Below are 15,133 nucleotides of genomic sequence, written 5' to 3' on the forward strand. Positions count from 1 at the left end.
GTGTTTACGCAAACCTCTGTAATAGCACGAGAGTCTGACAAATCACTAGGACCCTTGTGCGGTCTTTGCCGGGGCGGTGATCTCGAAACGCAGCACGCCGAGCATCTGCCCGTCCTCGGTCAGCACCCGGACCAGCCAGCTGCCGCTGGGGTCGGCGGGGAAATTCTGCTTGTGCGTCCAGGCGCGGTAACCCTCCTTGCGCCCGCCATGGATATCCAGGGCGATCCGGTCGACCTCGCGGCCGTTGAATTCCCAGACATGGTAGATCCGTTCGTCCAGGCCGCGTGGTGCATTGATCGAGGTATAGGCATAGAGCCCGCCGCTGCGCACCTGGGCGGCGTCGACCTGTTCCAGGCTGGCGCCGGGGGTACGGTCCTGCAGTTGCGTGGTCACCGCCACTTCGGTCATCCACAGGGTCGCCGGTGGCACCCAGGAACGCAGCAGCCAACCGGCGCCGCCGATGGCCAGGGTGACGCTGACCAGCATCAGCCAGCCACGCAGGCTGCGCAGGGGCAGGCTCACCGCCAGGCTGGGGATCGACAGCAGCAGCGCGGTGCCCAGCGCCAGCTTGTAGCTCTGCGCCGTGGTCAGGTGGAGGATGATCGGCAATGCGGTGAGCATCGCCGCGAACAGCGTCAGGGTGTGCAGGCCCAGCAGCAGCCAGCGCTTGGGCGCCAGCCACTTGTAGTACAGCGGGTCGGTGATCGACACCAGCGCCGCCGCGCCGAGCAGGCTGGTGAAGATCAGCTGGCCGCTGTTCCAGGTGGTGGTGATGAAAAAGAATGGCAGGACGAAGAACAGGCTTTCCTGGTGGATCAGCTGCGTTGCGTAGCGCAGCAGCGGTTCGGGGATTTCGCGCTTGAACAGCCGGCTGAACAGTTGGGTCAGGGTGTTTTCCAGCATCAGCCAGACCCAGCTCAGCAACAGCACGATGGCGATCAGGCTGGCCTTGCTCTGCTGGCGGTCGATCAGGATGAAGCTGGCGATGCCCGAGCAGAAACCGAAGGCGGCGATGGCTCCCGGGTAACGCTTCATCAGTTCGAGGACGCGTTGGATGAGGAGGGTCAGCTGGGTCATGCGGCGGTTCACTGGACTGGCGGGCGAAATGGCCCGACACAATACAGTTTTAACGCAAGGGATGGGAGCAATCCCGCTGCCTGGCGGTCCCCCTTGCCTGACCGTTCCCACGTTCCGCTTGGGAACGCAGCCTGTGACGCTCTGCGTCACAGGAGCAGACGCCGAGCGTCCAGGGAGGCATTCCCACGCTGAGCGTGGGAACGATCGGACAATACAGTTTTAACGCAAGGGATGGGAGCAATCCCGCTGCCTGGCGGTCCCCCTTGCCTGATCGTCCCCACGCTCCGCGTGGGAACGCAGCCTGTGACGCTCCGCGTCACAGGAGCAGACGCCGAGCGTCCAGGGAGACATTCCCACGCTGAGCGTGGGAACGATCGGACAATACAGTTTTAACGCAAGGGATGGGAGCAATCCCGCTGCCTGGCGGTCCCCCTTGCCTGATCGTCCCCACGCTCCGCGTGGGAACGCAGCCTGTGACGCTCTGCGTCACAAGAGCAGACGCCGAGCGTCCAGGGAGGCATTCCACGCGGAGCATGGGAACGATCGGACATGGAGGTGCTGTTAGCGCCGGCGCCAGGCTCGCCAACCCAGCGGGATCATGATCAGCAAGGCCAGCAGCCCCACCCCCAGCCACATCAACTGGTCATAGCTGAGCAGCGGCTTCTCGATCCGCAGGTAGCCCGGCTGTTCGAACAGCTTGCGCAGGGCTTGGTTGGCTTGCTTGAGCGTCACCGCCTGCAGGGTCTTGGCCGGGTTGCTGAAGTGGCCGTCCTCGTAATCGCCCAGGGCGCCCCAGTAGTAGTCGGCCAGCGCGCTGTTACCCTGCACCGCCCAGGCCTGGCGGGCGATCGCGGCCTGCTGCAGGCGGGCGAAGGTGGCCGGGTCGAGACCGTCCCTGAGCAACTGCGCCTTCAGGTCGGCCAGTACCTGCCTGGCCTGGTCGAGATTGTCCCGTTCGACATCGGCATTGAGGCTGAAGAAACCGACGCCGCCGAGCACCTCACGCTCGCTCCAGGGCCCATAGGACAGGCTGTGGGCCAGGCGCAGTTGGCGATACAGCGCCCAGTCCAGGTAATCCTTGAGCAGGTCGATGGCCGCGTCGGGCTGGTCTTCCAGCACCGGTTCGGGAAACAGCCAGTGGATCTTCGCGCCATTGCCGACCCAGCCACGGATCAGGTCGCGCTGGGCGGCGCCGTGGTGAAGGATCTGCGGTAGCGGCAGGTGGTCGTTGGGTTCGACCGGCTCCAGTGCGCCGTATACCCGATCCAGGTAGGCCGGCAGCAGGCGGTCGAGTTCGCCGACCATGATCAGGGTCATGTTGTTCGGCGCGTACCAGTTCTTGCGCACCGCCTCCAGTTGCTCCCGGCTCAGGTGCGCTACCCCGGCCCGCTCGCGGCATTTCAGCCCGAGCTCGACGGCCAGTTGTTCGCTGCTGCGATGCCCGGTTTCCTGGATGTCCAGCCAACGTTGCAGGTGCGAGTAGTGCCCGCCGTCCTCGCGTTCGACCACCTGCTTGGCGGCGGCGATATCGGCATCGCTGAAATGGGTCTTGGTCAGCACGGCGAGCAGCAGGTCGAGAATCTTGCGCTGGTTGCTGGCCGGCGCCTCGATCACGAAGGTGGTATCGGCGTCGCTGGTATAGGCATTCCACTCGCCGCCCAGGGCTTGCATGCGCTCCTCCAGGCCACCTTCGCCGCCGGCGTCGATGCCGCTGAACAGCAGGTGTTCGAGCAGGTGCGGCAGTTCCTTGTCGGCGCAGGCGAAGTCGTCGAAGCCGACACCCACTACCAGGCGGATCGACACGTGCCCGCGTTCGCTGCCCGGCTTGAGCAGCAGTTGCAGGCCGTTGGGCAATTGATAGCCCTCGACCTGGAAACGATCAAGGGCTTGGGCGGGGAGCAGCGTGAACAGCAGGCAAACGAACAGCAGGCAACGCATAACCAACTTCCGCGGACAGGTTCCTACGCACAGACAACGGTCGAGCCGTGGACGTTCAAGGCGAGTGAGTGATATCGGCCGTTTCTTCCGAGGCCAGCGCCCCGGTCTCGGAGGTTTCCAGGACCACGTAGGCACTGCTGCAGAATAACGAATTCAGGCGCTTCATGTCGGCAATCAGCTCCAGGTGCAGGGAACTGGTCTCGATGCTCTGCACGATCTTGCGCTGCAGGCGGCTGACGTGGGCGTGGGCCAGGCGCCGTTCCTGGGCGCGGAACCGGCGTTTTTCCCGCAGCAGTTGCCGGGCACTTTCCGCATCGGAACTGAGGAACACCGACAGGCCCAGGCGCAGGTTGTCGATCAGCTGGCTGTGCAGGCCGGCCAGCTCTTCCAGGCCGTCCTCGGAGAACGAGCGGCGCTTGGCGGTCTTCTGCTGCTGGACCTTGCGCAGCATGCGCTCGACCAGGTCGGCGGCCAGCTTCAGGTTGATCGCCAGCTCGATGATTTCCGCCCAGCGCCGGCTGTCCTGTTCGCCCAGGTCCTCGCGGGGCATCTGCGCCAGGTAGAGCTTGACCGCGTTGTAGAGCACCTCGACGTCGTCGCTCAGGCGGCGCATCTCGATGGACACGGTGGTCTGCTTGCCGCGCAGCACATCCAGCATGACGTCGAGCATGTTGTCGATCAGGTCGCCGATACGCAGGGTTTCGCGGGCGGCGTTGGACAGTGCCAGGCCAGGCGTGTCGAGGGCCGCGAGGTCGAGGTGACGCGGCTTGAGCTTGCCGTTGGCCTCCGGCCGCTCCGGCAGCAGCCAGCTGCACAGCCGTGCCATTGGCCCGACGCTGGGCAGCAGGATCAGGCAGCGCACGGTGTTGTAGAGCAGGTGGAAGCCGATCACCAACTCCTGGGGGCGGAAGTCCAGGCCGTCGAGCCAGTGCACCAGCGGGCCGAGCACCGGAATGATCAACAGCAGGCCGATCAGTTTGTACAGCAGGCTGCCGAGCGCCACCTGGCGGCCGGCGGCGTTCTGCATGCTGGTGCCGAGGAAGGCCAGCACGCCGCTGCCGATGTTCGCGCCGATCACCAGGCCGATCGCCACTGGCAGGCCGATCACCCCGGCGCCGGCCAGGGTCGCGGTGAGCAACACGGCGGCGAGGCTGGAATAGGAAATCATCGCGAACAGCGCGCCGACCAGGGCATCGAGCAGGATGTCGCCGGTCAACGAGGCGAAGACCACCTTGACGCCCTGGGCGTGGGTGATCGGTGCGGCGGCTTCGACGATCAGCTGCAGGGCGAGGATGATCAGCCCCAGGCCGATGCCGACGCGGCCAAGCTGCCCGGCGCGGGTCTGCTTGCGCGAGAGGAAGAAGATCACCCCGAGGAAGATCAGCAGCGGTGACAGCCAGGACAGGTCGAAGGTCAGTACCCGGGCCATCAGTGCGGTACCGACGTCGGCACCGAGCATCGTCGCCAGGGCCGGGGTCAGTGCCATCAGGCCCTGGCCGACGAAGGAGGTCACCAGCATCGCCGTGGCGTTGCTGCTTTGTACCAGGGCGGTGACCAGGATACCGGCGATGAACGCCAGTGGGCGTCTGGCCATGTTCTGGCCGATCACCTGGCGCAGGTTGGAGCCGTAGACCCGCAGGATGCCGGTACGGACGATGTGCGTGCCCCAGATCAGCAGGGTCACGGCGGAAAGCAGATTGAGCAGGGTCAGCATGGTGGGCCCCCTGGGATGCTGGTGCCCCAAGGGGGCAAGTTGGATGTCTCGCGTGCTTGTCTACGTCTTGTCCTTAAGCTTTAGCCGGCTATCGGGACAAGCGCCAGCATCGCATGGTTGCCGGCGCTCCTGAAACAAAACTGTCATGAAGAACAGACAAAAAAAAGGGGCCATGCGGCCCCTTCCTGCTGTTTCGCTGGCGCGTCGGGTCTATTGACCCGGAACATCCTTGCGCAGTTTCACCGGATCCTGCTGGGCTTTCTTTTTCGCGATCGCGGTGCGCATCTTGATGTTGATCGCCTCGACCGCCAGGGAGAACGCCATGGCGAAGTAGACGTAGCCCTTCGGCACGTGCACGTCGAACGCTTCGGCGATCAGCACGGTGCCGACCACGATCAGGAACGACAGGGCGAGCATCTTCAGCGACGGGTGCTTGTCGATGAAGTCGCCGATGGTTTTCGAGGCCAGCATCATCACCAGTACCGCGACGATGATTGCCGCGACCATCACCGGTACGAAGGACACCATGCCCACGGCGGTGATCACCGAGTCCAGGGAGAACACGATGTCGATGATCGCGATCTGGATGATGGTGTAGAGGAAGTTGCCGCCCTTGCCTGCCGGGCCTTCACCGGCCTCTTCATCCTCGCCCTCGAGGCCGTGGTAGATCTCCTGGGAGCTTTTCCACAGCAGGAACAGGCCACCGAAGAACAGGATCAGGTCGCGCCCGGAGATGCCCTGGCCGAGGACCACGAACAGATCGTCGGTCAGGCGCATGACCCAGGTGATCGACAGCAGCAGCATGATCCGCGTGATCATCGCCAGGGCCAGACCGAAGATCCGGGTGCGTTGCTGCATGTGCTTGGGCATGCGGCTGACCAGGATCGAGATCATGATGATGTTGTCGATGCCCAGGACGATCTCCAGGGCGGTCAGGGTGAAGAAGGCAACCCAGATTTCCGGGTTGGTCAGCCAATCCATGTGTGTTCCTTTGCTCGAGTGTTGGGCCCGCCTGGTGGTGCTTGCCGGGCGGGCGGTGAATCGTTGTCTTTATAGACTGCCGAAGAGCGGGAATGTCCCCAGCAGCAGTGCTCCTACCAGTATGCACAAGCAGACCAGTACCGCCCATTTCAGGGTAAAGCGCTGATGGTCGCCGAATTCGATGCCGGCCAGTGCCACCAGCAGGTAGGTCGACGGGACCAGCGGGCTCAACAGGTGGACGGGCTGGCCGACGATCGAGGCACGTGCCATTTCCACCGCGCTGATGCCGTAGTGGCTGGCGGCTTCGGCCAGGACCGGCAGTACACCATAGTAGAACGCATCGTTGGACATGAAAAAGGTGAACGGCATGCTCGCCAGTGCGGTGATCACCGCCAGGTACGGGCCGAGCGCCGGTGGAATCACCGCCAGCAGGCTCTTGGACATGGCGTCGACCATACCGGTACCGGACAGGATACCGGTGAAGATGCCGGCGGCGAAGATCAAACCGACCACGGCCAGGACGCTGCCGGCGTGGGCGGCGATGCGGTCCTTCTGCTGTTGCAGGCAGGGATAGTTGACGATCATGGCGATACTGAACGCGACCATGAACAGTACCGGCAGTGGCAGCAGCCCGGCGATCAGCGCGCACATCAGGCCCAGGGTCAGGGCGCCGTTGAACCAGATCAGTTTCGGCCGACGCGCCTCGGGGAACTGCGAGACGCTGATTTCGCTGTGGTCGATGTCGTCGCCGAGGATGTGCAGCTCGCCCAGGCGGGCCCGCTCGCGCTTGCCGTAGAAGTAGGCGATCAGCAGGATCGCCAGCACGCCGGCGCACATCGCCGGGATCATCGGCACGAAGATGTCCGACGGGTCGACGTGCAGCGCGCTGGCGGCGCGCGCGGTCGGGCCGCCCCAGGGGGTCATGTTCATCACGCCGCCGGCGAGAATGATCAGCCCGGCCATGATCCGTGGGCTCATGCCGATGCGGCTGTACAGTGGCAGCATGGCGGCGACGCAGATCATGTAGGTGGTGGCGCCGTCACCGTCGAGCGAGACCACCAGGGCCAGCACGGCGGTGCCGACCGAGACCTTCAGCGGGTCGCCCTTGACCAGCTTGAGGATCTTGCGCACGGCCGGGTCGAACAGGCCGGAGTCGATCATCAGGGCGAAGTAGAGAATGGCGAACATCAGCATCACGCCGGTCGGCGCGAGCTTGGTGATGCCTTCGATCATCATCTTGCCGATGGTGGCGCCGAAGCCGCCGAACAGGGCGAAGAGGATCGGTACGATGATCAGGGCGATCAACGCCGAGAGGCGCTTGGTCATGATCAGGTACATGAAGGTAATGACCATGGCGAAGCCAAGGAAAGTCAGCATGGGGGTACTCCGGGCGTAACGCGGCTAGGGAAAGGCGAAGCGGCTGGGGTCAGCGCAGGGCGGGCGCGGGCGTTACGGGCGGATTTGCAGCGAACAGGCGGGTCGTAGCGGACATCGGTATCACCATTGTTGTTGTTGATTGGGCCTTGGGCGCGCCTGTGGGGCACGACCCGGCCGACCGGTCTGGTTGCCGGTGGTGAGGCGATGCTAATGGGGGAAGCTTTCAGCCAGCTTTCGTGGCTGAAGGTTGGTTTCTGAAGGGTGTCTCCTTTTTCGCGGATGAATCCTGCTCCCACAGGGTTGGCGGCGCTCATGGCATGGGTGTCTGACAAGATTACTGTGGCGAGCGGGTTTGTATGGCAGTGGGGCTTATGTGGCGAGCGGGCTTGCCCGCGCTGGGCTGCGGAGCGGCCCTGGAGTCGACCCACGCGGTGTACCAGGCAAAACCGGCTTTGCCGGGCTTGCGACTGCTTCGCAGCCGAGCGCGGGCAAGCCCACTCGCCACATAGGCCCGATCACCATGAAAGCAGGATTTGTTCGCGAAAGGGGCGCAACGGCCACCACCGCTTCCGGATCAGGGCAGTTCGAGGCCGCCCGCCGCCTTGTGCAGGCTGCGCAGGTGTTCGCCGACCATCTTCAGGTTGGCTTCGCTGGCCTCGATCTCGGCTTCGCGCGCCGGGTCGAGCAGTTTGCGCACTTCCTTGTCGAGGTCGCCGGTCAGGCGCTGCAACTGCTGCTGGCGCTGGGCGCTCTCGGCTTCCAGGCGCTGCCACTCGCCCGGCTGTGGCAGGCCGTAGCCGCCGCTGCCCAGCAGTTCCGCCGGGCGGCTGAGGAAGCCGCTGTTGGCGAGGATCGCCTGCAGGGTGCGGTTGGCCTGGTCCATGCCGCTGTCCTGGATGTCACGCCCGCCGAGGTACTTCTGCTTGACCTCGTCCTGGGCCAGCAGCAACTGCCGGCGATAGCCCGCCTGCTCCAGCAGCAGCAAGGCGGCACTGGTGCGCAGGTCGGCCTGGGCGAACCACGGGCGGCGTTCCTCGGGGCGCAGGGTCAGCCAGTCCTCGACGGTCTCCTGTTTGATCGGCAGGTGCTGCTTCAGCACTTCGAACATCGCCTGGTAGCGGTCCCGGTAGGAGTCGAAGCGATAGCCCAGGCGCAGCGCCTCGCGCGGGTCGTCGAGCACGCTGGTGTCGGCCAGGCCACGGCCCTTGAGTACTTCCAGCAGGCCGTTGGGCATGATGCTGTCCAGGCCCTTGAGCTGGGCGTTGTCGGTGCCGCTGCGCAGCAGCTTGAGCGTCTCGACCGCACAGTTGTTGGTGATGAAGTAGTAGTTGCCGTCGTAGCTCCAGTGCATCTCGGCGGCGTGCTCGACCACTTCCTCGATTTCCCGGCGCGACAGTTTCAGCGGCACCGAGGCCAGGCTGCGCAGTTCGGTCTTGGTGTACTCGTCGATGACCTGGGCCAGCGGCAGCACGAACAGCCGCGATGGGTAGGCGCCGGTCAGGCCGCCCCAGGTCGAGAGCTGCACGTCGTTGACGAAGGCACGGTAGGACAGCACCAGGTGCTGGTCCAGGTCCAGCCGGCAATCCGGCCCGCGTGGGCGGCCGGGTGCGCAGATCACCAGGCGCAGCATGCTGTGGCCCCAGCGGCTGACCCAGTTCTGGTTGGCTTCGGCCAGCAGGTAGTCGACCTCATAGACCCGTTCCGGGTCGATCTTGCCCAGCGGGGTCTTGCCGAAGTCGTTGCCGGCATTGAGGAACGGGAAGGCCTTGTCGCAGGTGTCCTTCGCCGGTGGCGCCCAGCCGAAGTGTTCCTGGTAGTAGCGGTACAGCGCCGGGCGGCGGCAGGCGTAGGCCGGGTCGAGGAGGAAGTACTCCATGTTGACCGCGACGAACTCCTTGGGGTTGGTGGTCTCGTAGAGATCCGGGCTGCGGGCCACCTGCTTGTTGTGGTCCTCGCGCTGGCCGCGGGTGCCGACCGACTGCTGCCAGCCGGCGAGGTCCAGCAGGCGCGGGTCGTCACTGAGGGTGAAGCGCCGATCGGTCTGGCCACGGCAACGATCGGGCAGGCCGACCAGGCCGGTGTTGTCGCCCTGGCGGCGGCAGCGCTGGATCAGCGTGCGCTCGGCGTCGGGCCACAGGCGGGCGCGGTCGTAGATATGGGTCAGCTCGTGCAACACGGTGGCGAGCATTTCCTCGCGCACGGTGCCATGCGGGCGGTTGGTCTTCTTCGTGGCCGCCGAGCCGTCGACCAGGCCGGGCAGCAGGTTGCGGTTGAGCTCCACTTCCGAGACCAGGGACGCCTCGCCATAGGCGTTCTCCGGCATCCGGGTGGACCAGCTCAGGGTGATGCGTCGGTCCAGCCGTTCGATGAAACTGGGCGGCAGGTGGGCGATGGCTTCATCCAGCAGGGCCTGGCTGGCGCGTTGCTCGGCCGGGCTCAGCCCCTTGCTGTCGAGCTGCAATTGCAGGCTGGCCTGGGCTGCGTTGCCGACCAGCAACAGCGCGCAGGCCAGCAGCCAGCCGGCAAGTGGCTTCACAGGGCGAGAATGGCTTCGGCGAGGGTCTGGTCGCTGGCGTCGCGGGCTTCCGGTACCTGGGTGCGCAGGGCGTTGAAGGCGGCTTCCAGTTGTGCGCCGCGGATTTCACCGTGGCTGGCGACGAAGCTGGCGGCGTCGTCGTGCGCTTCGCGGACCACTTTCGAGTCGCGGATCGAGGTGGTGGTGTCCGAGGTGAAGTCGATGGTGCGACCCGAGGCACGGACGATGATGTTACTGGTGGCCACCAGGGTGTGCGCCGAGGCCACGTCGGCCAGCAACAACAAGCCGAGGGTGGCGGCGATCAGGGGGGTACGCATGAAGTGTCTCCGGATACAGAAGTAGCTATTGGACGAGAATTGCCTCGGCCAGTTCAAGGTCGCTTGCATGAAGTTTTGGCCGGCTCTGGCGTAACCAGGTCAAGGCCGACTCCAGCTGTGCTCCCCGCATCTGGCCGTCGCTGGCGACAAAGGCGGCGGCATCATCCCGGGCCGCCAGTATCAGTTTATGGTCGAAGGGCGCGGTGGTCACCTGGCTGGTGACATAACCGCTGACCACGACGCCTTGGGTCGTCATGTCGAATGCGTGGGCCTGAGTGATCCAGCTGAGGGCTATGAGCAATAAGGATAATGAACGCATGAGTCTCGATGGCTGATTGAACGAGCGTCAAGGCTAGCGGAATGAGCCGGCCAGGACCAGCGCAGCGGTCTGCGCCGCGCTGGTGAGGACCTGGGGTGGCTGCTCTTTGTGGGCGATTCCAGGGTTGTGGGCAAGATTTGCCGGCCTCTTCGCGGGCGAGCCACGCTCCTTCAGGCACAGGGTGTTTGTCAGATCGCCAGGATCGCCTGGGCCAGTTGCGCATCGCTGGCCTGCAGCTGTGGCGCCTGGCGGCGGATGGTGTCGAAGGCGCTCTCCAGCTTCACGCCGCGGATGCGGCCTTCGCTGGCGACGAAGCTGGCGGCGTCGTCCCGGGCGGCACGCACGATCTTGTTGTCACGCAGTGACGAGGTCGCGTCCGAAGTGGTGTCGGTGGTGGCCTGGAGCGCGCCGACCAGGGCATCGGTGGTGACGAGGAAACTGCTGGCATGAGCGGTGGCGGCCATGCACAACAGGCTGGCAGCGCCGAGCAGGCGAAGACGGGACATGGTGAATCTCCTGGACATGAAGAGGAACGATGGCCCGGTAGAAGCAGCCAGTCGAACACGGTAACGATGAACCTCAGACGCACATTCCGCGCTGCGGGCTACCTATGACCGCGATATTAGGCGGAGTTCCATGGGCTCCGGAAGCCGGTTTCGCCGCCCTGATGGCCGTTCTAGAGCCTTTTCGTCGGATTTCATAAACTGTACTGGTCTGTTTTTATTATTTTTGAAATTGTACCTGTTCGTCGATTTCGACGGGTTTTCCGCAAGAATCCGTCGCCCTGAAACGACAGAACCCGTCGCGGTTTCCCGCGACGGGTTCTGTGTGTTCAATTCGGTTGCTGGCGGTGGACCCGGAAGGTCAGGGCCAGCGGGCGCTGCTTAGCGCCAGAACGGCTTGCTCAGCTCTTCGTAGCGCTGGGCTTCGCTGATACCGGCGTCAGCCAGCAGGCGAGCGTCCAGGCGAGCCAGTTGATGGCGGCTGGCGATACGGCGCTGCCACAGCATCAGGTTGGCCAGAATGCGCAGAGGCAGGGAAGCTTTGGCTTCAGTAGCGGTGTTTTCGTAGAACAGTTCGGAACTGAGTGTACGTTCCATGGTTGACATCCTTCCGCTTTTGGCGGGATTAGGGAGTGGTTTAACTTCGACTGATGCCAATGATCCTCTCATTTGCCCAGTCTCTCTAGATACAGTTCACCTGTATTGTGAGGGACCAGTTAACTGTTTATAGGGGCTGTACTGCTCGAAATTGAGGCAACTGTACCTGTCCGCACGATATTGGTGCATTTTTGTGCAGTTGTGGAAGTGGAGAGGGAAATTGGAGGGGAAAAACACCGGTACAGCAGTACAGTTTTTTCTAGTTTGTGTGGGGCGGTCCACCCGCTGACGAAACTGTGTTGGCGTCAGCGGGGAACTGTTTCCATCAGTCGGCGAGCATTTTCCCGGTTTCTTCCAGGTTCATGTGCCAGCTCAGTGCTTCACGCAGGATGTGTGGCGTGTGCCCGCCCAGGGCGCAGGCGCGCTCGAAGTAGTCATTGAGCGCGTCGCGGTACATCGGGTGCACGCAGTTGTCGATGATCGTCCGTGCCCGCTCCCGCGGCGCGAGGCCGCGCAGGTCGGCCAGGCCGATCTCGGTGACGAGGATATCGACGTCATGCTCGGTGTGGTCCACGTGGCTGACCATCGGCACCACGCTGGAGATGGCGCCGCCCTTGGCAATCGACTTGGTGACGAAGATCGCCAGGTGCGCGTTGCGGGCGAAGTCGCCGGAGCCGCCGATGCCGTTCATCATCCGCGTACCGCAGACATGGGTGGAGTTGACGTTGCCGTACAGGTCGAACTCCAGGGCGGTGTTGATGCCGATGATGCCCAGGCGCCGAACCACTTCGGGGTGGTTGGAGATTTCCTGCGGGCGCAGCACCAGCTTCTCTTTATAACGTTCCAGGTTGCCGAACACGTCGCTGTTGCGGCGGCTCGACAGGGTGATCGAACTGCCGGAGGCGAAGGACAGCTTGCCGGCGTCGATCAGGTCGAAGGTCGAGTCCTGCAGTACCTCGGAGTACATGGTCAGGTCTTCGAATGGCGAGTCGATCAGGCCGCACATCACCGCGTTGGCGATGTTGCCGATCCCTGCCTGCAGCGGACCGAGCTTGTTGGTCATGCGGCCGTCGGCCACTTCTTCTTTAAGGAAGGCGATCAGGTGGTTGGCGATGGCCTGGGTTTCGCTGTCCGGTGGGGTCACGGTGGACGGCGAGTCGGGTTGTTCGGTGATGACGATGGCGACGATCTTCGCCGGGTCGATCGGGATCGCGGTGCTGCCGATGCGGTCGTCGACCTTTACCAGCGGGATCGGTGTACGGGTCGGGCGGTAGCTGGGGATATAGATGTCGTGCAGGCCTTCCAGGTTCGGGTTGTGCGCCAGGTTGATCTCGACGATCACCTGCTTGGCGAAGATCGCGAAGCTGGCCGAGTTGCCCACGGAGGTCGTCGGCACGATATGCCCGTCTTCGGTGATCGCCACCGCCTCGATGACCGCCAGGTCCGGCAGCTTGAGCTGCTTGTTGCGCAGCTGCTCGACGGTTTCCGACAGGTGCTGGTCGATGAACATCACCTGGCCTGCGTTGATCGCCTTGCGCAGGGTGCTGTCCACCTGGAACGGCATGCGGCGCGACAGTACGCCGGCTTCGGTCAGTTGCTTGTCGAGATCGTTGCCCAGGCTGGCGCCGGTCATCAGGGTGATTTTCAGCGGTTCCTGCTTGGCGCGTTCAGCCAGTGCATGGGGGACGGCCTTGGCTTCACCCGCGCGGGTGAAACCGCTCATGCCGACGGTCATGCCGTCCTGGATCAGTGCGGCAGCGTCAGCCGCGCTCATCACCTTACTGGAAAGAGAAGGCAAGCGAATACGATCACGGTACATGGATTTTTTTCTCAGGCAACGGAAGCAAGATGCGCAGTCTAGAGGTTTCAAAAAGTTTCGCCGCGCGACCAAGGTCGAATGCCGACCCCTGTTTCAGAGCCTTTGGTCGGTTTCTAGCGGGCAAAGAAAAACCCCAGCCTACTCAAGGATGGGGTTTTCGGTATTGCGCTGGAGCAAGGCTTATTCGACGGCCTTGACCATGTCCTCGATGACTTTCTTCGCGTCGCCGAAGACCATCATGGTCTTGTCGAGGTAGAACAGTTCGTTATCCAGACCGGCGTAGCCGCTGGCCATCGAGCGCTTGTTGACGATGATGGTCTTGGCCTTGAACGCCTCGAGGATCGGCATGCCGGCGATCGGCGACTTCGGATCGTTCTTCGCCGCCGGGTTGACCACGTCGTTGGCGCCCAGTACCAGCACCACGTCGGCCTGGCCGAACTCGGAGTTGATGTCCTCCATCTCGAACACCTGGTCGTAGGGCACCTCGGCCTCGGCCAGGAGTACGTTCATGTGCCCGGGCATGCGCCCGGCCACCGGGTGGATCGCGTATTTCACGGTCACGCCATGGTGGGTCAGCTTTTCCGTCAGTTCCTTCAGCGCGTGCTGGGCACGGGCCACCGCCAGGCCGTAGCCGGGGACGATGATCACGGTATCGGCGTTGGTCAGCAGGAAGGTCGCGTCGTCGGCCGAGCCGGACTTCACCGGCCGTGCCTCTTTCGCACCGGCCGGGCCGCCGGCGTCCGCCGCATTGCCGAAACCGCCGAGCAGGACGTTGAAGAACGAACGGTTCATCGCCTTGCACATGATGTACGAGAGGATCGCACCGGACGAACCGACCAGGGAGCCGGCGATGATCAGCATCGAGTTGTTCAGCGAGAAGCCGATCCCCGCCGCTGCCCAGCCGGAGTAGCTGTTGAGCATCGACACCACCACCGGCATGTCGGCGCCGCCGATCGGGATGATGATCAGCACGCCGAGCACGAACGCCAGGGCCAGCATCAGGGCAAAGGCTGGCAGGTTGCCGCTGAGCATGAAGGTCACGCCCAGGCCCAGGGTCGCCAGGCCCAGCAGCAGGTTCAGCTTGTGCTGGCCGCCGAACTGTACCGGTGCGCCCTGGAACAGGCGGAACTTGTACTTGCCCGAGAGCTTGCCGAAGGCGATCACCGAACCGGAGAAGGTGATGGCACCGATTGCTGCGCCGAGGAACAGCTCCAGGCGGTTACCGGCCGGAATCGAGTCGCCCAGTTGCTTGACGATGCCCAGTGACTGCGGCTCGACTACCGCCGCGATGGCAATGAACACCGCGGCCAGGCCGATCATGCTGTGCATGAATGCCACCAGCTCGGGCATCTTGGTCATTTCCACGCGCTTGGCCATGATCGAACCGGCGCTGCCGCCGATCAGCAGGCCGACGATCACGTAGCCGATGCCGGCGGTGGCCAGCTCGGCTCCCAGCTTGAACACCAGGCCCACGGTGGTGGCGATCGCCAGGGCCATGCCGAGCATGCCGAACAGGTTGCCGCGCCGCGAGGTGGTGGGATGCGAGAGGCCCTTGAGGGCCTGGATGAAGCAAACCGACGCGATCAGGTAGAGCGTCGTTACCAGGTTCATGCTCATGACTTGGGCGCCTCTTCTTTTACGGCTTTCGGGGCTTTCTTCTTGAACATCTCAAGCATGCGGCGCGTCACCAGGAAGCCGCCGAACACGTTGACGGCCGCCAGGGCCACGGCCAGGGTGCCCATGATCTTGCCCAACGGGGTCACGGTCAGGGCGGCGGCGAGCATGGCGCCGACGATCACGATCGCCGAGATGGCGTTGGTCACGGCCATCAGCGGGGTGTGCAGCGCGGGTGTGACGTTCCAGACCACGTGGTAACCGACATAGATCGCCAGCACGAAGATGATCAGGTTGTAGATACCGGGGGAGATAAGCTCTTCCATCTTCTGGATCCTCTG

The 15,133-nt window shown here is 63.9% G+C and carries 13 protein-coding genes; all 13 read right to left on the reverse strand.

Going from position 1 to position 15,133, the window contains the following annotated elements:
* Positions 1 to 45: 45 nt before the first annotated feature.
* The 13 genes from HU752_RS01550 to HU752_RS01610 all read right to left on the reverse strand — a co-directional run bounded on the left by HU752_RS01550 (position 46) and on the right by HU752_RS01610 (position 15,118).
* Entirely contained in the window at positions 46 to 1,077 is a 1,032-nt protein-coding gene (locus HU752_RS01550) for a DUF5924 family protein (protein ID WP_186689293.1), read from the reverse strand.
* 561 nt (positions 1,078 to 1,638) lie between these two features.
* On the reverse strand, positions 1,639 to 3,015 hold the full coding sequence (locus HU752_RS01555; RefSeq protein WP_186689097.1) for a M16 family metallopeptidase: 1,377 nt from the start codon (positions 3,013 to 3,015) through the stop codon (positions 1,639 to 1,641).
* Between the two features lie 55 nt (positions 3,016 to 3,070).
* Positions 3,071 to 4,729 carry a Na/Pi cotransporter family protein gene (locus tag HU752_RS01560; protein ID WP_186689099.1) on the reverse strand — a complete coding sequence of 553 codons (1,659 nt, stop codon included), beginning with the start codon at positions 4,727 to 4,729 and terminating at the stop codon, positions 3,071 to 3,073.
* 210 nt (positions 4,730 to 4,939) lie between these two features.
* Positions 4,940 to 5,710, reverse strand: a complete 771-nt coding sequence (locus tag HU752_RS01565) for a TerC family protein (RefSeq protein WP_186689101.1) — start codon at positions 5,708 to 5,710, stop codon at positions 4,940 to 4,942.
* 69 nt (positions 5,711 to 5,779) lie between these two features.
* Complete coding sequence (locus HU752_RS01570) at positions 5,780 to 7,087, reverse strand: CitMHS family transporter (RefSeq protein ID WP_186689103.1); 1,308 nt, start codon at positions 7,085 to 7,087, stop codon at positions 5,780 to 5,782.
* 574 nt (positions 7,088 to 7,661) lie between these two features.
* Complete coding sequence (locus HU752_RS01575; protein ID WP_186689106.1) at positions 7,662 to 9,623, reverse strand: DUF7844 domain-containing protein; 1,962 nt, start codon at positions 9,621 to 9,623, stop codon at positions 7,662 to 7,664.
* Entirely contained in the window at positions 9,620 to 9,940 is a 321-nt protein-coding gene (locus HU752_RS01580; RefSeq protein WP_017129178.1) for a DUF2388 domain-containing protein, read from the reverse strand. The genes HU752_RS01575 and HU752_RS01580 overlap by 4 nt, the downstream gene beginning before the upstream one ends.
* 25 nt (positions 9,941 to 9,965) lie before the next feature.
* Complete coding sequence (locus HU752_RS01585; protein ID WP_186689108.1) at positions 9,966 to 10,259, reverse strand: DUF2388 domain-containing protein; 294 nt, start codon at positions 10,257 to 10,259, stop codon at positions 9,966 to 9,968.
* 188 nt (positions 10,260 to 10,447) lie between these two features.
* A complete protein-coding gene (locus HU752_RS01590) occupies positions 10,448 to 10,765 on the reverse strand; it encodes a DUF2388 domain-containing protein (protein ID WP_017902680.1) in 318 nt (105 codons plus the stop codon).
* A gap of 378 nt (positions 10,766 to 11,143) precedes the next feature.
* Positions 11,144 to 11,359, reverse strand: coding sequence for a DUF1127 domain-containing protein (locus tag HU752_RS01595; protein WP_017902681.1), 216 nt, complete (start codon positions 11,357 to 11,359; stop codon positions 11,144 to 11,146).
* Between the two features lie 325 nt (positions 11,360 to 11,684).
* Complete coding sequence (gene scpC, locus HU752_RS01600; protein WP_186689110.1) at positions 11,685 to 13,178, reverse strand: succinyl-CoA:acetate CoA-transferase ScpC; 1,494 nt, start codon at positions 13,176 to 13,178, stop codon at positions 11,685 to 11,687.
* A gap of 180 nt (positions 13,179 to 13,358) precedes the next feature.
* Complete coding sequence (locus HU752_RS01605) at positions 13,359 to 14,795, reverse strand: NAD(P)(+) transhydrogenase (Re/Si-specific) subunit beta (protein WP_186689112.1); 1,437 nt, start codon at positions 14,793 to 14,795, stop codon at positions 13,359 to 13,361.
* Positions 14,792 to 15,118, reverse strand: coding sequence for an NAD(P) transhydrogenase subunit alpha part 2 (locus HU752_RS01610; protein ID WP_010448722.1), 327 nt, complete (start codon positions 15,116 to 15,118; stop codon positions 14,792 to 14,794). The genes HU752_RS01605 and HU752_RS01610 overlap by 4 nt, the downstream gene beginning before the upstream one ends.
* Positions 15,119 to 15,133: the final 15 nt, after the last annotated feature.

It is taken from the genome of Pseudomonas vanderleydeniana, assembly GCF_014268755.2.
Taxonomy (GTDB): domain Bacteria; phylum Pseudomonadota; class Gammaproteobacteria; order Pseudomonadales; family Pseudomonadaceae; genus Aquipseudomonas; species Aquipseudomonas vanderleydeniana.